Annotated in this window: 25 protein-coding genes and 1 other RNA gene; 8 read left to right on the forward strand and 18 right to left on the reverse strand. The window is 39.9% G+C overall.

Annotation, left to right across the window (positions count from 1 at the left end; genetic code table 11):
* Positions 1-75 precede the first annotated feature (75 nt).
* The 16 genes from ssrA to gap form a co-directional block, all read right to left on the reverse strand.
* Positions 76-434, reverse strand: a transfer-messenger RNA (tmRNA) gene (ssrA, locus tag IEU71_RS06460).
* Positions 435-505: 71 nt separating this feature from the next.
* Positions 506-1312, reverse strand: a complete 807-nt coding sequence (gene accA, locus IEU71_RS06465) for a carboxyltransferase subunit alpha (RefSeq protein ID WP_004913646.1) — start codon at positions 1310-1312, stop codon at positions 506-508.
* A gap of 1 nt (position 1313) precedes the next feature.
* The gene (accD, locus tag IEU71_RS06470) at positions 1314-2153 is read right to left on the reverse strand and encodes an acetyl-CoA carboxylase, carboxyltransferase subunit beta (protein WP_004913641.1); all 840 of its coding nucleotides are present in this window, start codon (positions 2151-2153) and stop codon (positions 1314-1316) included.
* Between the two features lie 53 nt (positions 2154-2206).
* Positions 2207-3583 carry an acetyl-CoA carboxylase biotin carboxylase subunit gene (locus IEU71_RS06475; RefSeq protein WP_004913638.1) on the reverse strand — a complete coding sequence of 459 codons (1377 nt, stop codon included), beginning with the start codon at positions 3581-3583 and terminating at the stop codon, positions 2207-2209.
* 1 nt (position 3584) lies between these two features.
* Entirely contained in the window at positions 3585-4016 is a 432-nt protein-coding gene (fabZ, locus tag IEU71_RS06480) for a 3-hydroxyacyl-ACP dehydratase FabZ (RefSeq protein WP_004913636.1), read from the reverse strand.
* Positions 4017-4071: 55 nt separating this feature from the next.
* Positions 4072-4527, reverse strand: a complete 456-nt coding sequence (accB, locus tag IEU71_RS06485; protein ID WP_004913634.1) for an acetyl-CoA carboxylase biotin carboxyl carrier protein — start codon at positions 4525-4527, stop codon at positions 4072-4074.
* A 2-nt stretch (positions 4528-4529) separates the two neighbouring features.
* Positions 4530-5792: a beta-ketoacyl-ACP synthase II gene (fabF, locus tag IEU71_RS06490; protein ID WP_036066926.1), complete on the reverse strand. Its 1263-nt coding sequence runs from the start codon at positions 5790-5792 to the stop codon at positions 4530-4532.
* Between the two features lie 69 nt (positions 5793-5861).
* Positions 5862-6593 (reverse strand): 3-oxoacyl-ACP reductase FabG, encoded by a 732-nt coding sequence (gene fabG / locus IEU71_RS06495; protein WP_004913629.1) that lies wholly within the window; start codon positions 6591-6593, stop codon positions 5862-5864.
* A 1-nt stretch (position 6594) separates the two neighbouring features.
* The gene (locus IEU71_RS06500; RefSeq protein ID WP_004913626.1) at positions 6595-7533 is read right to left on the reverse strand and encodes an ACP S-malonyltransferase; all 939 of its coding nucleotides are present in this window, start codon (positions 7531-7533) and stop codon (positions 6595-6597) included.
* 57 nt (positions 7534-7590) lie between these two features.
* The gene (locus IEU71_RS06505; RefSeq protein ID WP_004913623.1) at positions 7591-8556 is read right to left on the reverse strand and encodes a nitronate monooxygenase; all 966 of its coding nucleotides are present in this window, start codon (positions 8554-8556) and stop codon (positions 7591-7593) included.
* A gap of 46 nt (positions 8557-8602) precedes the next feature.
* Positions 8603-8842, reverse strand: coding sequence for an acyl carrier protein (locus IEU71_RS06510; protein WP_004913621.1), 240 nt, complete (start codon positions 8840-8842; stop codon positions 8603-8605).
* A gap of 72 nt (positions 8843-8914) precedes the next feature.
* A complete protein-coding gene (locus IEU71_RS06515; protein ID WP_004913619.1) occupies positions 8915-9886 on the reverse strand; it encodes a beta-ketoacyl-ACP synthase III in 972 nt (323 codons plus the stop codon).
* 7 nt (positions 9887-9893) lie between these two features.
* Positions 9894-10352, reverse strand: a complete 459-nt coding sequence (locus IEU71_RS06520) for a MarR family winged helix-turn-helix transcriptional regulator (RefSeq protein ID WP_036066924.1) — start codon at positions 10350-10352, stop codon at positions 9894-9896.
* Positions 10345-10791, reverse strand: coding sequence for a 3-hydroxyacyl-ACP dehydratase FabZ (fabZ, locus tag IEU71_RS06525; protein WP_004913613.1), 447 nt, complete (start codon positions 10789-10791; stop codon positions 10345-10347). The genes IEU71_RS06520 and fabZ (IEU71_RS06525) overlap by 8 nt, the downstream gene beginning before the upstream one ends.
* 138 nt (positions 10792-10929) lie before the next feature.
* Complete coding sequence (locus tag IEU71_RS06530) at positions 10930-11739, reverse strand: metallophosphoesterase (protein ID WP_004913610.1); 810 nt, start codon at positions 11737-11739, stop codon at positions 10930-10932.
* A 216-nt stretch (positions 11740-11955) separates the two neighbouring features.
* Positions 11956-12975 carry a type I glyceraldehyde-3-phosphate dehydrogenase gene (gene gap / locus IEU71_RS06535; protein ID WP_004913607.1) on the reverse strand — a complete coding sequence of 340 codons (1020 nt, stop codon included), beginning with the start codon at positions 12973-12975 and terminating at the stop codon, positions 11956-11958.
* Positions 12976-13440: 465 nt separating this feature from the next.
* Between gap and IEU71_RS06540 the strand changes: the two genes are divergently transcribed.
* Positions 13441-13941 (forward strand): ECF transporter S component, encoded by a 501-nt coding sequence (locus IEU71_RS06540; RefSeq protein WP_004913604.1) that lies wholly within the window; start codon positions 13441-13443, stop codon positions 13939-13941.
* A gap of 29 nt (positions 13942-13970) precedes the next feature.
* Here the strand turns inward: IEU71_RS06540 and metG are convergent, their stop codons facing one another.
* Positions 13971-16085 carry a methionine--tRNA ligase gene (metG, locus tag IEU71_RS06545; protein ID WP_004913602.1) on the reverse strand — a complete coding sequence of 705 codons (2115 nt, stop codon included), beginning with the start codon at positions 16083-16085 and terminating at the stop codon, positions 13971-13973.
* A gap of 200 nt (positions 16086-16285) precedes the next feature.
* Here metG and IEU71_RS06550 point away from each other — a divergent pair, with 200 nt between their 5' ends.
* The 6 genes from IEU71_RS06550 (at position 16286) to IEU71_RS06575 (ending at position 20601) form a co-directional block, all read left to right on the forward strand.
* Positions 16286-16939, forward strand: coding sequence for an HD domain-containing protein (locus IEU71_RS06550; protein ID WP_004913599.1), 654 nt, complete (start codon positions 16286-16288; stop codon positions 16937-16939).
* A 209-nt stretch (positions 16940-17148) separates the two neighbouring features.
* Positions 17149-17937, forward strand: a complete 789-nt coding sequence (locus tag IEU71_RS06555) for a transporter substrate-binding domain-containing protein (RefSeq protein ID WP_004913596.1) — start codon at positions 17149-17151, stop codon at positions 17935-17937.
* A 26-nt stretch (positions 17938-17963) separates the two neighbouring features.
* Positions 17964-18662: an amino acid ABC transporter permease gene (locus IEU71_RS06560; protein ID WP_004913591.1), complete on the forward strand. Its 699-nt coding sequence runs from the start codon at positions 17964-17966 to the stop codon at positions 18660-18662.
* A complete protein-coding gene (locus IEU71_RS06565; RefSeq protein ID WP_004913588.1) occupies positions 18659-19393 on the forward strand; it encodes an amino acid ABC transporter ATP-binding protein in 735 nt (244 codons plus the stop codon). The genes IEU71_RS06560 and IEU71_RS06565 overlap by 4 nt, the downstream gene beginning before the upstream one ends.
* Before the next feature lie 71 nt (positions 19394-19464).
* Positions 19465-20337, forward strand: coding sequence for a DNA/RNA non-specific endonuclease (locus tag IEU71_RS06570; RefSeq protein WP_004913585.1), 873 nt, complete (start codon positions 19465-19467; stop codon positions 20335-20337).
* A 9-nt stretch (positions 20338-20346) separates the two neighbouring features.
* Positions 20347-20601 carry a hypothetical protein gene (locus tag IEU71_RS06575; protein WP_004913583.1) on the forward strand — a complete coding sequence of 85 codons (255 nt, stop codon included), beginning with the start codon at positions 20347-20349 and terminating at the stop codon, positions 20599-20601.
* Positions 20602-20639: 38 nt separating this feature from the next.
* On the opposite strand, the gene IEU71_RS06580 is transcribed toward IEU71_RS06575, so the two are convergent.
* The gene (locus tag IEU71_RS06580; RefSeq protein ID WP_004913906.1) at positions 20640-21656 is read right to left on the reverse strand and encodes an NAD(P)/FAD-dependent oxidoreductase; all 1017 of its coding nucleotides are present in this window, start codon (positions 21654-21656) and stop codon (positions 20640-20642) included.
* A 123-nt stretch (positions 21657-21779) separates the two neighbouring features.
* On the opposite strand from IEU71_RS06580, the gene IEU71_RS06585 reads away from it, so the two are divergent.
* On the forward strand, positions 21780-22748 hold the full coding sequence (locus IEU71_RS06585; RefSeq protein WP_004913903.1) for a nucleoside hydrolase: 969 nt from the start codon (positions 21780-21782) through the stop codon (positions 22746-22748).
* Positions 22749-22761: the final 13 nt, after the last annotated feature.

Raw genomic sequence — 22761 nt, forward strand, 5'->3', positions numbered from 1 at the left:
TACAGTGCAACGTTTTTCATAAGAAAAGGCGCTACATCAAGGTTTTTGAAACCTTATGCAACGCCATGAAATGCTAAATGGATCTGAGGGGAGTCGAACCCCTGTCCAAACCGTCCGATACACAGGCGCCTACGCTTATAGTGTTATCATTTGAATTTCATTAACTTGTACGCCATAACACACGGCTAATCAAATTAACTAATCTGATAAATTTAACATTGCCCTTCCAGATGTAAACAACAATGCGATCTGACCTTTTATGGCCTAACCTCAGACGTCAGAAACCAAGATTAAGCTACGTATTGCTGGTTTTTAAGCAGCGATTGCGTAAGAGTTTTCATTTTTTGCAGTTAAAATGTCTGCCCGTTTAACGCCCGGACGGCGAAACGCAGCCAATGCTCTAAACAGCCTGTCGAATTCCAAAAAACAGACCCAAAACATAATAAACAATTTATTATAAACTGTCATCATATTAATTGTAACACAGGTTAAATATCAATCATGCTTAAAAAGCTCTAAAACGGGCACATCGCTGATTGACCAGTTCACTTGGCGTTAACTGGTTCAGCACTTTAATTTCATCATCCAGTCTTTTTCTGATTAAATTAAAGACACGGGGATGATTGTGTGATTCCGGCACAATATATTCAATAATGTCTTTTTCAAACAAATCTTTTGCGGTTAGCCCCATAACGGCGGCAGCTTCATCACTACGTTTGCTATCTTTCCAAAGAATTGATGCAAATCCTTCTGGCGACAAAATAGAATACGTAGCATTCTGAAACATCCAAACTTGGTTAGCAGTGGCAAGCGCCAGTGCACCTCCCGAACCACCTTCACCATAAACAATGGCTATCATTGGTACCGTCAGCTTCATTGATTCAAGTATAGACTTGGCAATCGCTTCCCCTTGTCCCTGTGCCTCAGCCTCTTTACCTGGAAAGGCACCCGGTGTATTAATAAATGTGATAATTGGTCGATGGAACCGTTGCGCTTGCTGCATTAAACGTTGCGCCTTACGATAGCCCCAAGGTTCTGGAGAACCGTTGCGTTTACTCAACTTATCATGAATATCAGTTCCCTTGTCAATGACAATAATCGTCACTGGCTGACCGTTTAAAGCCGCAATCCCCCCAATAACTGACATATCATCCCCGCTCAATCGATCACCATGCAATTCGACAAAATCAGTGAATATACCATCAATAATTTCACGCGCCATGAAACGATCTTCTCGAGATTTTTTTACGACTTGAGCTGGCGTCAATTCACGCTTGAAAATTTTCAAACTATTCAAAATATCTGCTGACATATTATTCCTCTAGACTTGTATGCAACTTAACAATTTTAGCAATCATTGGCGCCAAGGACTCACGTGGCACAATTTGATCCACAAAACCATTTTCTAATAATGTTTCAACACGCTGGAAATCTTTAGGTAATTTTTCATGAATTGTAGATTCAATCACGCGGGCCCCAGCAAAACCTACCAATGCATGGGGCTCAGCTAAAGTAATATCACCTTGCATGGCAAAACTAGCTGTCACGCCACCCGTTGTTGGATCTGTCAAAACAACAAGATATAATAAACCAGCCTCTTGGTGTTGCGCAACAGCAGCAGATACCTTAGCCATCTGCATCAACGATTGAATTCCCTCTTGCATTCTCGCCCCACCTGAAGCCGTGAATAGTACGACTGGTAAACGATGAGATGTTGCATATTCAAAGAGACGCGTAATCTTTTCACCAGTCATTGAACCCAGCGAACCCATCATGAAGTATGAATCCATGACACCTAATGCTACTTTTTGTTTTTCAATTGTTGCCAGACCCGTCAGGACAGATTCACCTAGCTCTGTTTGTGATTGTGCTCGTGCTAACTTCTCGGCGTAACCCGGAAATTCTGGATTAGTCATTTGAATATCGGCGTCCATTTCTTCAAAACTATCAGTTAACAAACTGACACGTTCGCGCGCTTGCAAACGAAAGCCATAGCCACAATTAGCACATACTCGAAATTCTCCAAGCTGTTTATTATACATCTGAGCACCGCAATAAGGGCAAGCAAGGAAAAGGCCATCTGGAATACGATCATTCACAGACGCATCACGTTTGATTTTTTCCTTCGAACTTTTATTTTCATATAAATCCATTTTTCTCTCCATTATAACAATACCGCACACGTTAGACGCATACGGTAGTCATTTTATTGATTATCTGGCAATGTTTGCGTCCATCTTGGTAGAAATTCACTTTCCAAATAACGTGTGTCAAATTCGCCACGTTGAACCTGTGGATCAGCTAACAAAGCTTTTTGAAAATTACGGCTAGTAGCTACACCACGAACAACAGTTTCATCAACTACGCGTTGAATTTTCTTCATGGCTGTTGGACGATCATCAGCTTTAACAATTAATTTACCAATCATCGAATCGTAAAATGGTTGAATTTTATCGCCATTAAATAAGGCTGAATCAATACGAACACCCGGTCCACCAGTTGGCAAAAAGACAAAATCAATAGTTCCAGCACTAGGTGCAAAGTGTTTTTCTGGCTGCTCAGCCGTCAAACGTACTTCAATAGAGTGGCCTTTAACGCTGACGTCATCTTGAACGACCGGCAAGTCTAAACCTGCCGCAACTTGAATTTGTAACTTAATTAAATCTAATCCAGTGACCATCTCAGACACCGGATGCTCTACTTGAATACGTGTATTCATTTCCATAAAATAGAAATGACCCTCACGATCTTGCAAAAATTCAATGGTGCCAGTATTTTCATACGCCAAAGCCTTTGCGGCTTTAGTAACAATTTCGCCAAGATGTGCACGCATTTCAGGTGTCACACCAGTAGCTGGCGATTCTTCAATCACCTTTTGATTATTTCGTTGTAATGAACAATTTCGTTCTGGTAAATAAACAACATGACCATTTTCATCACGGAACACCTGCATTTCAATGTGACGGACACGTGACATAACTTTTTCAATATACATGTGATCATCGCCAAACGAAGCACGTGCTTCGTTCTGAGCATCATCAAATTTATCTGATAACTCATCTTCACCATAAACAAAACGCATGCCTTTACCGCCACCACCAGCAGCAGCTTTCAGCAACAAAGGATAACCAATTTTATCAGCAACTGTTTTCGCTTCATGAAAATCACGGATAAATCCCTCTGAACCAGGAATCACTGGTACGCCAGCACGTCGTATTTCTTCACGTGCGTTGGCTTTATTACCCATTAACTCAATTGTTTCTGGCCTAGGACCAATCCATTTAATACCAACTTCGCCAACCATTTCAGCAAACAATGTATTTTCAGCTAAAAAACCGTAGCCCGGATGAATTGCCTCGGCTCCCGATAGCAAGGCAGCACTTAAAATATTTTTCATATTTAAGTACGAATCCTTAGGCTTGGGTCCCCCAACAGCAATCGCTTCGTCAGCAATTTGAACATGTAGACTGTCTTTATCGGCTGTTGAGTAAATAGCGACTGAAGCAATGCCCATTTCTTTTAGCGTTCGAATAATGCGAACCGCAATTTCACCACGATTAGCAACAAGCACTTTTTTAAACATGTTACTCTCCAATAATAAATGTTAGCTCAGCAGTAGTCGCTTTTTTGTCCCCAATCCAAGCAATACCCTTGCCTGTACCAATTGGGCCACGCAAGCGATCAAGTGTTACCTCTAAACGTAATTGGTCCCCAGGACGCACCATTTGACGGTAACGAGCCTTTTTAATTCCACCAAAATAGGCTGTTTTTCCCTTAAATTCAGGCATTGATAATAGTGCAACTGCACCAGTTTGTGCCAATGCTTCAACCGTCAATGCGCCGGGAAATGTTGGGTTACCGGGAAAATGTCCTTGAAAAATTTCTTCATTCACACTAATATTTTTAATAGCCACTGCTTTTTCACCAGGGACTAATTCCTCAACTGTATCCAACATTAACATTGGATAACGATGGGGTAAAATTTCTTGAATTTGTTGTGTATTTAGAACTGTCATGACTGGCTCCTTATCGTTTAATGGTCAAAAACATTGGTAATTTATTCAAAGCCGCTTAGTCTGGCTTTACAACATAAAGTGGCTTATTGTAATCAACCACTTCTTCATTTTCTACCAGAATTTCGCTAATTGTTCCTGAAACTTCACTATGAATTTCTGTCATCAGTTTCATTGCTTCGATAACAGCTACTGTTTCACCAACCGTGACCTTGTCACCAACTTGTTTAAACATTGGTGCTTCTGGCTTAGGCTGCAAATAAACCGTACCAACCATTGGCGCAACAATTTCAACACCTGCTGTTTCCGGCTGTGCCAATGCATGTGGCACATCAACAGGAGCTGCTGGTGCTTGAGGTGTGCTTTGTGTTGCTGCAACTGGATTGATGATTGATGCAGCTTCATTTTTTGACAAATGCAAATTAAAATCGCCATCAGTCACTTCAAATTCACGTAATGAACTGTTTTCTAAATCAGCAATTAGTTGTCGGATTTCTTCAATATCTAAACTCATTTTTAAGCCTCTTCGTGCCATTTTTTAAAGACAATGACAGCATTGTGTCCGCCAAAACCATAGTTAGCGCTCAGTACATATTCAGGTGCTTGATGCTTTGTGTCATCATCAACTAAATTAACCACTTTTGTGTCATCATCTTGTTCATCAACACCAACGTTAACAGGTAATTCACCACGTGTTAAGGCACCAACAGAAATCAATGCTTCAATTGCACCAGCAGCACCTAACAAATGACCGGTCATCCCCTTAGTTGATGATACAGGCACCGTATTTTCACCAAATACTGTTGCAATCGCATGCGCTTCACCAGAATCATTGGCGCCCGTAGCCGTACCATGCGCATTGATGTACGAAATTTGATTAGCATCTAAATTAGCATCATTCAATGCATCACGCATTGCTCGTGCAGCACCTTCACCATCAGGCGAAGGAGACGTCATGTGGTAAGCGTCAGAAGAGGCGCCATAACCAACCAGCTCAGCCAAAATATGAGCCCCACGTGCTTGTGCATGCTCTAAGCTTTCAATTACCAAAATACCAGAACCTTCACCTAGAACGAAGCCATGACGGTTCTTATCAAAAGGTTTAGAAGCTTGTGTCGGGTCTTCTTCTTTTGACAAAGCTGTCAAAGCTGCGAAACCGGCAATACCAATTTCGTTAACAGTTGCTTCAGAACCACCAGTCAACATCACATCAGCTTTACCTGATTGAATACGCCAGAATGCTTCACCAATTGCATTAGTTGCGGAAGCACAGGCGGTCACGATTGTTGAGTTAATACCCTTAGCGCCAAAACGTAGTGATACATTTCCAGAAACCATGTTAGGAATTGATTCTGGTACAAATAATGGACTGACACGTTGCGGCCCTTTATCATGCATTTTGATAACTTGCTCTTGAATCGTTGTCAAACCACCAATACCATTCCCCAAAATCACACCAAAACGTGTTGGATCTGCAACGGTAGTTGGTACATCAGCATCGGCATCAGCTTTCAAACCAGCGTTTTCCAAAGCCTGATCAGCAGCATCAATGGCATACTGCGCAAATAGGTCCATCTTACGAGCATCTCGCTTACCAACACGTAATGCTGGATCAAAACCATCAACCTGTCCTGCTACGGTGATACCAGTTTCTGAAGCATCAAATTTTGTGATTGGCTTAATACCAATTTTTTCATTGAAGATACCATCCAAAAAAGATTGTGTATCGTTACCTAATGGCGTTACTGCGCCAAGTCCTGTCACTACTACTCGTGTCATAATATTTTGAGCGCTCACGGTCAACTCACCGTACACGCCTTTCCTTTCTGTATTTTACGATAATGCAGTTTATATGTATAAACCGCCATCAACTGTAATAGTTTGCCCAGTGATATAATCGTTTTCGGCTAAAAACAATGCCGTTTGTGCGATTTCGTCAACTTGTCCAAAACGTGCCAAGGGAATGTTTTTAAGAATTTCAGCTTGTGTAGCCTCAGGCAAGGCAGCCGTCATATCCGACACAATCATACCAGGTGCAATGGCATTAACGCGAATATGGCGTCTTGCACCTTCTTTAGCCAAAGATTTTGTCAAACCAATAATACCAGCTTTTGAGGCTGCATAATTAGTTTGCCCTATGTTACCCATTAAGCCGACCACTGAACTCAAATTGATAATCACACCATGTTTCTGGCGAATCATCTTTTTAAATACTGATTGCGTGACATTAAAGGTACCATTAAGATTAACGTTCACAACTTGTGCAAAATCTTCAGGTGTTAGGCCCATCGCCAACTGATCTTTCGTAATACCAGCATTGTTGACTAGAACATCAATTCCTTGAAAATTTTCCTGTTTATAAAGGGCTTTTAAGCTTGCTTCAGCCGCTGCTGCATCGGCTATATCAAATTGTAAAACTCGAACATCATGTTGAAATTCTGCCAATGTTTCTGCTTTAATTTCTGAACGTGCATGTAAAATTAAATTCGCGCCTGCAGCATCAAAAGCTTTAGCAATGGCTAGACCAATTCCACGTGAAGATCCCGTAACCAATACTGTTTTTCCTGTAAAATCTGGCATGTTACACCTCTGCTTTCATCAATAATTCATTGACTTCGTTAAAACTTGTCAAATCTGTGATCGCATAACGTTTGATCGTTTTAGGTGCGATTTTTTTGGCAAATTTAACCAATGTTTCTGAAGGACCAATCTCGATAAATGTATCGACACCATCAGCTACCATTTGCTCAATATCTTGAGCAAAGTAGGTAGGTGATGTGATCTGTTTTGTCAAAGTTTCATGTAACTGATTAACTTCAAATGGTTTAGCTGTTGTATTAGAATAAACCGGATACTGCAACGAATTGAACGTTTCATCTGCTAATCGCGTTGCCAACTGTGCCGCGGCATCCTTCAAAAGTGGTGTGTGAAAGGCGCCTGTTACAGGTAGTTCAACGGTTCGCTTAATTCCCGCATCCGTCAGTTTAACAACCGCTTCATCAACATCATTGGCAATACCACCGATTACTAATTGAGAGAATGTATTAAAGTTAGCTGGATAAACACGTTTGCCATCTGATTGCATTGCCGTCAATACATCAACAACTAATTGCTGATCATCTCCCATAACTGCAACCATTTTACCAGGATTTTTGTCGCCAACAGCTTGCATATAAGCACCACGATCTTTGATAATGGCAACAGATTGTGCAAAGCTAAATGCACCTGCCACAGTCAGTGCTGAATACTCACCCAAGCTCAATCCTAAGCTAGCTACAGGTTGTGGTAATCGCTCACCTAATGCCTTAACTATGGCCACACTCATTGCCAATATAGCTGGTTGCGCATACTGTGTTTGGAATATTTTTGCTTCGTCTTGAACAACTGTTGCTAAATCATACCCCAATATTTCACTGGCCTGATCGATTGTCTCACGATATACCGGCAAAGCTTCATACAAATCAGAACCCATACCCACTTGTTGGGCACCTTGACCACTGAATAATAAACCAATTTTCATGTTAAACCCCATATACCATATTTATAAGAAACAACCCAATCAAATTGGGTTATCGTCCTATTTTGTTGTATTCTCAACACCCATTAAGTCGGTTGCTTGTGCCCAAATATCTTCTAGAATTTCAGCCACTGGCTTTTCATCATGAATTAAACCAGAAATTTGACCGGCCATGAAAGCACCACCGTCTTTATCGCCTTCTTGTACAGCACGCTTCAACGTACCAGATTCCAACTTTTCAATTGCTTCGGCATCTGGCTTTTCTTTTTGAAGTTCATTCACCTCGTTTTTAACAAACGATTTCGCCATTTTGTTTTTCAAAACACGCGCACGATTGCCAAGTAAATTACCTGTTACGATTGTATCAATATCTTTAGCTTTTAGAATCTTAGCTTTAAAATTAGGATGGACTTCTGACTCAGCTGCTGTTAAAAAGCGAGTTCCCATTTGGGCGCCGGCAGCTCCCAACATAAATGCAGCAGCCACACCGCGACCATCACCAATACCACCAGCTGCAATCACTGGAATATCAACCGCATCAACAACTTGAGGTACTAAAGCCATTGTGGTTAACATACCAATATGTCCACCTGATTCCATACCTTCAGCAACAACGGCATCAACACCCTTTTTTTCCATCATTTTAGCCAAAGAAACTGATGGTACAACTGGCATAACAATAATTCCTGCTGCATGTAACTCATCCAAAAATGGTGATGGATCCCCAGCGCCAGTGGCAACCACTGCAACTTTTTCTTCTATAATAACATCAAAAACTTCACGGATATGGCGGCTCAGTAGCATCACATTGACACCAAATGGCTTGTCAGTTAACGCTTTTGCACGCTTAATTTCGCGGCGTACATCTTCTCCATGCCAATAGCCAGTGCCAATAATACCAAGACCACCGGCTTCTGAAACGGCTGCCGCTAAAACCCCTGTTCCGGCCCACGTCATTCCCCCTTCGACAATAGGGTATTTCATGCCTAATTTTTCAAAGATTGGGTTTGTTATTTTTACTGTCATGCTCTCATCCTTAAACTTATAGTATGTACGCGGTTTCCCGCATCAATTAGGCAGCCAACTGTTCCTTGATCTTGTCAACCAAGTCTTGAACTGTCTTGATGTCTTCTGCCACGGCAAGTTTGATATCAAAGTCATCTTCAACACGGTTCAAAACTTCAAACAAATCTAATGAATCAGCATCAATATCATTTGTTAAGTCAGTTGTTAATGATACTTCATCATCTTCCAAATCAAATTGGTCAACCAAAATTTCTTTTGTCTTGTCAAAAATTTCTGCGTCTGTCATGTTAATTATTCTCCTGTAAAATGTGTGTATAGTCGTTAGATTTTTGCGGTGCAGCCGACTACACCGAATTGATTATAATTGCCAAACTTGTGCGCCAACGGTGAGACCACCACCAAATCCAGCTAATGCTATGGTCTGTCCAGCATGTACTTGACCTGACTCAACTAAATCATTTAGTAAAATACCAATGCTTGCTGCACTCGTATTGCCATTAATTGCCATGTTAATTGGAAACTTTGACATCGGTTGTTTGAATCGTTTAGCAATTGAAGTTACAATACGAGAATTGGCCTGATGTAGTAAATAATAGTCAACATCGTCTGGCGATATTTTAGCCTGTTCTAAAGCTGCTTGCAGTGCCTCGGGCACCTCTCGGGTCGCAAAATTATACACTTCACGGCCATTCTGATGAAAATACGGATCGAGTGCGCTAATTTCTTTTGAAAATGGATTATCATTTGCAAATTTACCGGCAACTAGATTATCACCTTTTTCACCAAAAGTTCTAAGTTCTTCAGCTAACAAACCAACATTTTCCTGTGTGCGTTCAACGATAACGCCAGCTGCGCCGTCACCAAACAAGACAGCTGTGGTTCGATCATGCCAGTCAACTAGCTTCGAAAGGACTTCAGCGCCAATGACTAAGCCACGGCGATAGCGTGTCATTAACAAACTAGAAGCAACGCTCATACCATAAACAAATCCCGAGCAAGCTGCACTTAAATCAAATGCAAATGCGTTATTTGCACCGATATTTGATTGAACAATTGCTGCCGTACTAGGTGACAAACTATCAGGCGACATAGTGCTGACAATAATAAAATCAAGCGTTTCTGGTGCAATGCCTGTTTTTTCTAACAGTTTCTTAGCAACACTAGTTGCCAAATCACTCGTATTTTCGGTTGTAACAACGTGTCGCTGATGAATACCAGTGCGCGTATAAATCCACTCATCATTAGTATCCATCAACTTGCTTAATTCATCATTTGACACCACATTTTCGGGTGAATGGCTCGCAACTGCAACCATTTTAATTTGTTCCATGTTGCCCTCACTTACTCAATATTGCCCTCAAATAACTTTTTAAATTATGAATGGCGCGCTGTACAGCAGAAGCTTCTTCTGTTGTCATACCCGCCATAAAATTATGAGCCATATCACGGTGGAAGCCTTGATGTGCACGGTAAACCACTCGTCCTTTATGCGTTAAACCAAGTTTAACAACACGCCGATCAGTTCGTGAACGGCGGCGCTCAACATAACCTTTTTGTACTAATTTATCAATGGCTGTGGTCATCGCACTCGGTGTGAGATGAATCATTCGAGCCACTTGCGAAGCGCTTTTTTCATCATACATTGAGATAGCATCAATGGTGTGCATATCTTTCAAGGTAATATCTGAAAAATAACTACGTTTCAAGGAAGCTTCTTCAATCCACATTACATTGTTAAAAACATCAACAAGGTCACTATTTATTTTTTCAAAATCAGTTGTAATTGCTTCAGTCATTTTTTTCATCTGGTGCCACCACAAACATCAACTCTGCTGATGTCGCAGTTTTACCATCAACTTTGGCCTCGACCAATACGCTTCCCATGTTTGCGCGTAACTTACCAAATGTGACATGCAATTTCAAGACGTCGCCAGGTTTAACCATTTTCTTAAACTTAGCGTTATCAATACCTGTCATATAGGCTGTCTTGCCCTTGAATTGTGGTGAGGATAAAATCAAAATTGATGCTGCTTGCGCTAGTGATTCAATGATTAAAACACCAGGCATCACGGGATTTCCCGGAAAATGTCCTTGGAAAAACTGCTCGTTAATCGTGACATTTTTGACTGCCACAATTGATTCATCCGGTACCATCTCCTCAACGTAATCCATATATAAAATAGGATAACGATTCGGGATCAAATTCATAATTTCAGTCGTTGTAAGAACTGCCATAATGGTTCCTCTCTAAGAAATACTTCGATAATCAAAATATATGATAGTCAAATGTTATCACAGAGTATTTCGATTGTCAAACTAATTTTGTGACTCAAAAATTTTGTTGGTAATAAAAAACACCCGACACGCGGGTGTTTAAAAAGTTAAAACAATTAGTCGATTCTGCCATTCCGTCATAAAATCGTCACTCCGCCATTCCTGAACCCGAGCAGTATTATAACCGACAGCAGCATTATAATAAATATTATTACCTACTTTCAGTGGCGCAGGATGTAGATGTAAATGGCCAGTAACCGTGGCGATTGTATACGATTGATCTAACGCTTGTCCCAGTTGATTACTACCCAAAAAAGCATTGGCCATATCTAACCTTGCATTTCCATTCGGAAAACGTTTGATATAATCGTCTCTTGGCACAAAGTGACTCACTAAAACGATTTGACGATTGCCAGCGGCTAACAGTTGCTCGTTAATCTGTTTCAGGTTAATATCAAAGCGTTCTTTATCACTCATTGGCTGATCAATTCGACGATCAAACCAGAAAGCTTTTTTAAATTGTTCAATTTGTGCTTGTGTATAGTCCTGACCGACAAAACTATAATCGTACCAACCATTATTACCGATTAATCTTACGTCATCAGTTAAGTCGATGTATTTATTATGGAAATATAGTGGATCAATGTCACTTTCTAACTCGTCATAACTAACATTTTTGCCCATATCATGGTTACCAGCAATAAATCGGATCGCCATTTTGTCTTGCACCAGCGTCTGCATTTCTTGTGCAAAAGATAACGTTTCTGCAAAATCATTAAATGAATCACCAGCAATAACATATAATTGAACATTTTGATTTAACAAATAAAGCGCTTGAGCATGCATTGCGCGTTTAACATCAATGTGATTTAAATCAAAGTGATTATCTGAAGAAAATGCAACTTTCACAAATAGAACTCCTGTTCGATATTTGAGTAAAGTATATCACATTTAAGACGAATATGCTGTTATCGCAACATTTGTTTAAGATTTGTTTGATTTTTATTACTTTTTGCAACATTAGTATATTAAAAACCGCACTTTGCGATTAATTGCAACAAAAAAACCGCTAATGCGGTTTTCCCATAATGAAATCTTACCCTAAGGTATGTGATGCCTTTAATTTTACAATGTTGCGAAGTGTAACAATGTACGGATCATGTTTGATGTGAAACCGTATTCGTTGTCATACCATGCAGCAACTTTAACCAATTGTTGTCCTTCACCAGCAACAACTTCAGTTTGTGTTGGATCGAAGACAGTACCATGTGTATCGTTGATGATATCAGTAGATACCAATCCGTCACCATTGTAACCAAATGAATCAGATTCGTACTTCTTCATAGCTGCATTAACTTCTTCAACTGTAACGTCCTTCTTCAAGACTGCAGTCAATTCAGTAATTGAACCATCAGGAACAGGAACACGGATAGCTGAACCAGTCAACTTACCATCCAATGAAGGTACAACCAAACCGATAGCCTTTGCGGCACCAGATGAATGTGGCAATGAGTTTGAAGCTGCATCACGGTTAGCTTGACGCTTTTCAAACTTAGCTGACTTTGGTCCATCTTGCAAGCTTTGTGAAGCTGTGTAAGCATGAACTGTCAACATCAAACCAGTCTTAACACCAAATTCCTTTTCCAATACGTTAGCGATTGGAGCCAATGATTGCGTTGTGCATGAACCAGCAGAAACAATCTTGTCATCTGCTGTCAAGATGTCTTGGTTAACACCGTAGACAACTGTAGGAACTGCGCCAGCCGGAGCTGAAACCAATACCTTCTTAGCACCTGCATCCAAGTGAGCTTGTGACTTTTCAGCTGAAGTATAGAAACCAGTAGCTTCCAATACGTAATCAACACCATCATTAGCAACCCACTTCAAGTCAGCAGCGTTACGTTCTGAGTAAACAGCATAGTGCTTACCATTAACGATAATACCACTTTCATCAGATGAAACATCAGCATGCAAAGTACCGTGAATTGAGTCATACTTCAACAAGTATGCCAACATATCAGGACTTGTCAAATCGTTGATAGCAACAACTTCGATATCTGATGCTTTGTCTGACAACTCAAGGATGCGACGGAAAGCCAAGCGGCCAATACGTCCAAATCCGTTAATACCAATCTTAACAGTCATGTGTTTTAGATCCTCCAAAAATTTTTGACTTATGTCAACACCAATATTATAGCACAAAGTTCAACAATGAGCGAATGCGAGACCGTATAAAAAAGGACTTGATTAACAACAAAAAACAACCCTTTTTAACTATTATCACATATAAAAAATGAAACTGAGATTTTTCTCATTAACAGAATACTTTTTGACAGAACAATAAAGTCATTACAATGACCATTACAAACTACGACAATACTGATTTCACGGCACATATTATTCTAATTTTTTAACAACAGCATTAAAACTTATGACGTTTTGTAAGCTAAACCGAATTGCACTATGTACAAATAACTGATAGAATATGATAAACGTTTTCATTTTTGCATACTGCCATCTCATGAGCTTTTTCAAAGGTGATAGTGATACATTATATATCATCAAAAACATTGCAAACGTTGATCAAATAAACAATCAAAGGACTACAATATGCACAACTCCAAATCGCAACATATCGCCATATTAGCGGTAATTATCGCTTTTAACATTGCACTATCTTATGTAATAAAAATTCCCGTCCCAGCTACCAACGGCTTTGTCAATCTTGTGGAAGCCGGTATTTTCATCGCCGCGCTTCTTGGTGGTGCTCGAAGCGGATTGATTGTTGGCGGTATGAGTGGCTTACTACTTGATTTACTTGCTGGCTATCCACAGTGGATGATTTTTTCATTAGTCATTCATGGTGCCGAAGGATTTTTGGTTGGCTATATTGGCTATCGCAAATCAATTTTTCCGCAGGCAATTGCTCTACTAATTGGTAGTCTTGTCATGGTTATTGGCTACGTTTTTGCAGGCGCAATTTTGTACAACTGGCCTGCTTGGCTTGCTTCGATTGTTGGTAATATCGCGCAGGCAGTTATGGGATTAATTGTTGCATTAATCTTAATTCCGGTTTTCAAACGCATGCCACAAATTGATTTAAAAGTATAAAAAACACGACTCAGTATGAGTCGTGTTTTTTATTCAATACCAGATCCTGGTTCAATTGAATCAGGCAAAATTGTAACGGTAACAATGTCATTTTTTTCTGCTGACAAAATCATGCCCTCAGATAATTCACCAGCCATTTTCCTTGGCTTCATGTTGGCAACGATTGCAACTGTTTTGCCAACCAAAACAGCGGGATCAGCATACCACTTACGAATACCAGACAAAATTTGTCGTGGCTTACCAGAACCATCATCAAGTGTGAATTTCAACAATTTTTCAGACTTAGCAACAATTTCTCCTGCAGTGATTTTAGCTGCCAAAATTTCTACTTTAGCAAAATCATCATATGTGATTAATTCTTTTTCTGGTGTCGTGTCTTTATTAGCGGCAACAATAGCTGCTTCTTTTACAGCACGACCTTTTCCTTTAGTGTCCTTGGAAACTAAACCAGAAATAAATGCCACTTCTTCATCAACATTTTGACGTGGGAATATTGGTTCACCTTTGGCAACAACGTGGCCACCAGTTGGTAATTTCCCGAATGTCAAGCCACCAATTGCGACACCTTTTTCAGCATACGCCAAGCCCAATTGTTCAAATATTTTGCGGGGGGCTTGTGTCAAAACCGGTTGCAACAGTACGGCAACAACACGTAGTGCACCAGCAAGATGTGCCATAACGCTTGATAAAATTGGCTTAGCATTGTCATCTTTAGCCAAAACCCAAGGTTGTGTCTCGTCAATATATTTATTGGCCCGACGAATAATTGTCCAAACACTTTCAAGTGCGTCTGCTGTACGAAGTTCACGGAAGTTTTTGTTGTAGCTAACAATCGCGTCCTCAATAGTGCGAACCAGATCTTCGTCAAATGCGGTTTTACCAGTATGAAGTTCAGGTATCACACCACCCTCATATTTATTAATCATGGCAACAGTTCGGTTAAGTAAGTTTCCTAAATCGTTTGCCAAATCATAGTTGACACGGGCGACAAAGTCTTCGGGGGTAAACACGCCATCATTTCCAAATGGCATGGCACGCAATAAGTAGTAACGAACTGCGTCCAAACCATAGCGTTGTTCCAACACCTCTGGGTAAATAACGTTACCCTTTGACTTCGACATTTTACCGTCTTTCATGACTAACCAGCCATGACCAATAACCGTTTTGGGCAATTCTAATCCAAGTGCGTGCAGCATAATTGGCCAGTAAATCGTGTGGAAGCGGACAATTTCTTTACCAACTAATTGCACATTGGCTGGCCAGAATTTATCAAACAAAGCTGTGTCATTTGAATCATAGCCAAGCGCAGTAATATAATTTGCTAAAGCATCAATCCATACATAAATCACATGCTTTTCATCCCCTGGGACAGGCACGCCCCAGTCAAATGATGTCCGCGTGACCGCTAGATCTTCTAGTCCGGGCGCAATAAAGTTATTAATCATTTCATTCATTCGCGCTTCAGGTTGAATAAAATTAGGGTGCGTTTTGTAGTAATCTAACAACCAGTCTGCATATTGACTCATTTTGAAAAAGTAAGCTTCTTCTTTGACGAGTTCAACTTCATGTCCTGATGGTGCCTTACCACCAATTACTTTACCCTGCTCGTCGTGATAGACTTCAGCAAGTTGTGATTCGGTGAAATATTCTTCATCTGAAACAGAATACCAACCCTCATATTCACCCTTATAAATATCACCATTTTCAAGTAATTGCGTAAAAATCTTTTCAACTGCTTGTTCATGGCGATCTTCTGTCGTCCGAATAAAGTCATCGTAGGAAATATCCATTAACTGCCACAAGTCTTTGATTTGCTTAGCCATGCCATCAAGATAGGCAATTTCTGACGTGCCAGCAGCTTTTGCTTTTTGTTGGATTTTCAAACCATGTTCATCAGTACCTGTTAAAAAGTACACATCGTCACCCAAAAGGCGGTGATATCGCGCTGCAGCATCAGCCAATACTGTCGTATAAGTATTACCAAGTTGCAACTTACCTGATGGATAATAGATAGGTGTCGTGATGTAGAAAGTTTTGTCTTTCTTCACAGAAAATTGTTGCTCTGCCTTTGAAAATTTGTCGTAAATGACAGCTGAATCTGTGTGATTGGCAGTGTTAAATAAAACATTGTTTGGTTCTGACATATGAGTCTTCCTCTTTCTTTAACGTAACCTAACTCATTCATGAAATGGGTACGTTTTTTGCCATATGAGGCTTAGTATATAAGATTATTATAACCAAAATTAGGTATTTTTCATAGGAAATTTCATTTTTTTATCGAAGCAAGGACACTTTCATTTTAAAAACAAAACCGGTAAACTGTAATTGATTAGGAGATAACTTAATGTCACAACTTGAATTAATTACCAAATACATGACAACTGTCCTAACAAAGGACAACACCGGACACGGGTCTGACCACATTATGCGTGTGTTGGCGCTGGCAGATAAGATTCTGCCTAATGAACCTGATGCTGATGCCTTTATCGTTCATGCAGCCGTTTTGCTCCATGATGTGTATGACGATAAATTATATGACAGCAAAGCAGATGTGATTGCTGCTAAAAATGCTATGATTTCCTTTTTATTGTCAATTGGCGTTGATCCTGAAAAAATCGAAGCTATTACAGATATTATTGATAATATGTCTTGGTCACATTCGTTAGAACATGCAACTCATTTAACGCTCAATGGTCAAATTGTTCAGGATGCAGACCGTCTTGACGCAATTGGTGCTATTGCTGTTGTACGAGCAATCACATACGGTGGTGTTAAAAATCGTGTCTTATATGATCCAAGTATTCCACCCAAAATCGCAAAAGACAAAACGACCTATCGCAGCAATGACAGTACCACAATTAATCACTTTTATGAAAAATTGTTGCTCATTAAAGACAAGCTAAATACTGACACAGCTCGTGCCATTGCAATACCAAGACAACAATTCATGCTAGACTTTTTGAGCGAATTTAAGGCTGAATGGTCTCTTGAAAAATAAACTTGCAGAATAATTACTGACATGTTAAGCTTATATTGAATTTGGAGAAATAATGTTAAAAATGATGATTACAACTAAAAATTGTGTCCACCGGCGCTTGTTAGCACCGGTATTTTGACGTATTTTCATCCACATCAAACTATCACTTACTAACGCAACAGGCGCTTATCAACTTCATTTGATAAGCGCCTTTTTCTATGGAGAAAATCATGAAGAAAAAAATCATTGTCACAGCAATTGCACTAATCATTGTCATCGTAGCCGTATTCAGTATTGCAACCCGACATACATCTCAAAAATCAGAAACATTAACATCTGGCACATTAACCATCGGTTTGGAAGGCACTTATGCACCTTTTTCATACCGTCAAAACGGCAAATTAACTGGATTTGAAGTTGAGTTATCGACCAAAATAGCCAAAAAATTAGGCTTAAAGCCTAAATATGTTCAAACAAAATGGGACTCCTTAATTGCTGGCCTCGGTGCAAAACGATATGATGTCGTTTTTAACAATGTTGGAATCACACCAGAACGTCAAAAAAACTATCGTTTTAGTTCACCATACATTTATGCTAAAACCGTTTTAATTAAACCATCAACTGCCACAGACTTAAGAACATTAGCTGATATCAAAGGCAAAAAAATGGCGCAATCCACAACTTCTAATTTTGGAGCACTTGCAAAGAAATCTGGCGCAGAAATAGTGGCCGTTCCCGGTATAACAGAGGCTATGAATATGGTTACTACTGGTCGCGCTGATGGCACTTTAAATGATATGGGTGCTTACCAAGTATGGAAAAAAGCAAATCCGTCAGCTAAAACAGCTGCCATTGATTTAAGCAAAGAAAGTCCTGCTGCTCCTGCCGGAGCACTCATCAATAAGAATAACAAAACCTTACAAGGAAAAATTAATCAAGCATTAGCTGATCTACGCGCTGATGGTACGTTAAAGTCATTATCAAACAAATATTTCAATACGGATTTAACTGTAAAGTGATTTGTGACATCGTCTAGGAGGATTTTATGACACAATTTATTCAACTTGCCATACAATATTTACCGAGTTTATTGATGACAGCGATAACCTACACACTTCCTTTGACGGCGATCTCGTTCATTTTAGGATTAATCTTTGCGATTTTAACAGCTTTAATTCGTATTGCAAAGCTGCCCTCTGAAACAGTCGCAAAACTAATCATGAGCGTGTTAAAGACTTTGGCAGCCTTTTATGTTTGGCTGTTTCGCTCAACACCCATGATTGTGCAATTGTTTATTGTGTTCTACGGATTACCTAATGCACACATCAACTTTTTTGCTAACGCGTGGGTCTCTGCAATCACTGTTTTTTCACTAAATACTGGCGCCTATGCGTCAGAAAGTGTCCGTGCAGCCATTTTATCAGTGCCTAAAGTACAAAAAGAAGCAGCCGAGTCACTTGGCATGACAAATCGTCAAGTTTATTGGCGAGTCGTTTTACCGCAGGCCGCGCGCATTTCAATTCCTCCCCTAAGTAACTCACTAATTAGCTTATTGAAAGATACTTCACTCGCTAGTGTCATTACCATTGTCGAAATGTTTTATCTCAGTCAGCAAATCGCCGCCGAAAACTACAAAATTTTATCCATGTATGTGTTAGTGGCAATGGTCTATGCGTTATTAACCACTATCTTAACTGTGGGACAACACTATCTTGAACGTTATACCTCGAGGTTTACAATATGATTGAAGTCAAACACATTATTAAACAATATCCAGAAAAGCGTGCATTAGATGATGTTTCAGCAACTTTCAATGCACATGAAACAACGGTTATTCTGGGCCCCTCCGGTTCTGGTAAATCAACACTGTTGCGTACTCTAAATTTGCTTGAAAGACCAACAAGTGGCACACTAGCTTTGAATGATTTAACCATCAATTTTGAAGCACCTATTGCCAAAAAAGAAATTTTCAATGTACGACAAACATTTGGCATGGTTTTTCAAGAAAAAGCTTTGTTTGCACACTTGACGGTCTTAAAAAATATCATAGAAGGTCCAGTCCAAGTCAAAAAAGAATCTGTCGCTGTTGCTACAAAAAAAGCAGAAGCATTGCTGGAACGATTTGGTATGACAGAACTCGCTGCACGATACCCTTCAGAACTTTCCGGAGGTCAGCAACAACGTGTTGCCATTATGCGGGCATTAGCCATGCAACCAGAATACTTATTGCTCGATGAGCCAACTAGTGCGCTAGATCCAGAATTAGAAGCACAAGTACTACATGTCCTAAAAGAGTTAGCCACACAACGGACCTCCATGATTGTCGTGACCCATAACTTAGGTTTTGCGCGTCAAGTAGCCGATCATATTATTTTCATTGAAAATGGGCAAATTGGTTATGATGGTAGTGCTGAGGGATTTTTTAGTGCCACAGATAACAGAATTCAACAATTCTTAAATGCGATGAGTTTTTAATACAAAGAGCTCATTGCATTTCGTATTAATCCACAACATGTTATGATATATGAGTTGAAAGAGAGAATATCATGGCTAGAAAACGCACTTATACTCGTAAAAGACAACCTCAAAATAAAATTTTGTCGCTGTTAATCATTGTACTCGTTGCTGGATTTTATCTTTGGCAAAACCAACAGCAATCACACACGCCAACTGAGAAAACATCACGTACAACCGTTAATGCGCCAAATGACCAAGCACTTTTAAATCTTAAATGGGATGGCACTTTAGACGGCGACATTGTTCACGTCAACAATAATAAAGCGACATTTAGTGAAACTGAAATGGCGGACACTTTCCCCAGTCACGCCTCAAAATTACGACCAATTGACGGCTTGAGTTTGTCGCCACTAGATAGTCTTGGTCGCTCACAACAGGCCAATTTTGTAGCAAGTCAAAGTGCCATATCTAAAGTCACCAAGAGGCCAAGTCGCATGCCATACGACGTTCGTCCATCAGGCTGGTTTATTGGTGATCGATTTGACGGCACAAAGTGGGTCGGAGGCTATCATAATAATCCCAATGTTAAACTTGGTAATAGCAAGCAACCTTTGTGGAACAAATCGCACATCGTTGGCTATCAATTTTTCGGTATGGCGACAATGGTCACAGAGAATATGACAACAGGTACACGCGTAGAAAATGCCTATCCGGGACAATTAGTTGCCGAAGATGACATTCGTGATGCAATTGAACAAAATCCTAAGCTCACTGTACGTGGACAAGTCACACCTTTATATGTTGGCAACGAACGCATTCCACGTGGTGTTCATTATATGGCAAAATCAATTAGCGACAATGGCAAAAGCCTTAATCTGAATTATTGGATTTTTAATGTACAACCCGGCGTTAAAATTGATTATGCCACTGGTAAAGTAACAATATTAGACTCGGCAAAGTAAGGCACACCTATGTTTCAATTATATGATATCAAAGCATTACAACAAAAACTCTCAACCGCACAGAACCAAGCTAAACAATTGCAAAATGACTTAGAACAGTCAAACCATGATGCTTCATCACAACGCTCACTAAGAAACAATTTGAAGAATGTCACCTTAGTAATTGCTGAGCTAGAAAAACAAATTCGAACGCAGAAAAAACGCGAGACACATGCTAATAATCGTCATTTTGCCCGTGGCAACGCGCACAAACATGACTTATAACAAAAAATGTTAACCTCAGGATTAGAGGTTAACATTTTTTATATCACTTTACCATCGCGGACAACCATGGCACTAGAATGGCCTGGCCCACCGCGTTCTGGGTCAAATACCCGAATAGCAGCATTAATAGCATTGGGTGCTTCACCAAATCCAATGGCTATCAAGTCCGCTTTCCCAACATAATGGCTGGCATCCCCAATTGCAAATACACCAGGAACACTAGTAGCCAATTCTTGATTAACATGAAATACTTGACCATCAAGTTCCGGCTTAATATCCCAAGATTGCACCGTTTTATTAGCTGAAATGAAACCATAGTTGATAATTAGGTCATCCACTAATAAATCACTATGCAACAAGTCATCTTTAACATTTGCCAAAGTAAGTTTTAACTTGCCAGATGACAATTTTTCAACTTTTGTCACTTTTTTCGGTGTTTCACGTTTCACTGTTGACGCTTCCAACGCTTTAACACTTTGTTCCATCGCTCTAAATTGATCCCGTCGATGAATCAAAGCAGTCGATGCAGTTAATTGATTAAGCATTGTTGCCATATCAACTGCTGAATCCCCGCCACCGGCAATGGCAACGTCATGATTGTAAAAATCGTGTTTGTTTTTAACAAAATAGTGCACACCTTGTCCAACTAACTCATCTACACCATCTACCTGCATTTGACGTGGTTCAAATGCACCTTTACCTGTGGTAACGATAATTGTTTTGGCGAACAGCGTCGTGCCATCATGTGTAGCAATTGTGAATAACTCGTCTTGTTTCGCAACATTAACCACAGTCGTATTCGTTTTGATTGTAATAGGAAACATATCAAGTTGTGCTTGTAACGATTCGATTAAGTCTGAACCTTTGATACTAGGAAAACCAGCAACATCTAGAATATTTTTTTCAGGATAAAGTGCTGTTACCTGCCCACCCAAAGTGGCTAGACTTTCAATCAGAATTGTTTTTGTATTTCGTAGCCCAGCATAAAATCCCGCAAACATGCCAACCGGCCCACCACCTATTATGGCAATATCATATATGTCTGTTTCTGTCATTCATAAATCTCCAATTTTTGTTTATCCTTTACAAGAATATTATACCTACATTTGGCGAATTTATCCCTAAAATTGTTGTTGTCCGTTATAATAAACATATCTTTAAAAATTGGAGAAAAATTCATGGCCCTTAAAAAAATGATTCTTGATCTTGACACAGGTATTGATGACGCACTTGCGTTGGCTTATGCTGTCGCAGACCCAAATGTTGATCTCATTGGTATTATTTCAAGTTATGGTAACACTCTGGTCACAACGGCCGCCCAAAATTCTTTGAATTTACTCCATCTACTCGGTGCAGACAATGTTCCTGTTTTCATTGGTGAAAGTCATTCTAGCACCACTGACCATTTTGACGTTATGCCAATTTCACAAGCTATTCATGGCAAAAACGGCGTTGGTGATGTTTTGTTGGCAACATCACCTCAAAAAGTTTCCGCACAATCTGGGGTCGATTTCTTAATTGAAGCTGCACACCGGTATCAAGATGAGTTAATTTTTATTCCTACCGGTCCCTTAACTAACTTGACGGCTGCAATTAAAAAAGATCCCGACGTTGCGTACTTAATTGGTAATACGACATTGATGGGCGGCGCCTTAACAGTTCCAGGCAATGTCACCCCATTCACTGAAGCTAACATCCATCAAGATCCCGAGGCTGCCGACTTTGCTTTCACCCATCAGGACAATTTAACGATGGTTGGTCTTGATGTTACCCTACGAACGCTATTAACAAAAAAGGAAACTGCTGCATGGCGCTTACTAGGAACAACCGCAGGTGAAAAATATGCTGATTTAATGGATTTTTATATTGACGCCTATGATAAACTGAATATCGACAAAAAAGGTGCCGCACTCCATGATCCGCTAGCAGTAGCTGTTGGTATTGACCCAAGCTATGTCACCACAATTTCATTAGCCATGCGTGTCACTTATGATAAAGAAAGTGGCGATTACGGTCGCACTATCGGAGATAAAAGTAGATTGTTGGAGCCAACAACTACTAAAGCCGTTGTACTCGTTGACACACAACGTTTTGTAAATGATTTCCAAAATCTTATGTTAACTGTTTTAAATACAACTAAAGACTAAATAAAGAGACATG

The organism is Leuconostoc falkenbergense, from assembly GCF_014634805.1.
GTDB lineage: Bacteria > Bacillota > Bacilli > Lactobacillales > Lactobacillaceae > Leuconostoc > Leuconostoc falkenbergense.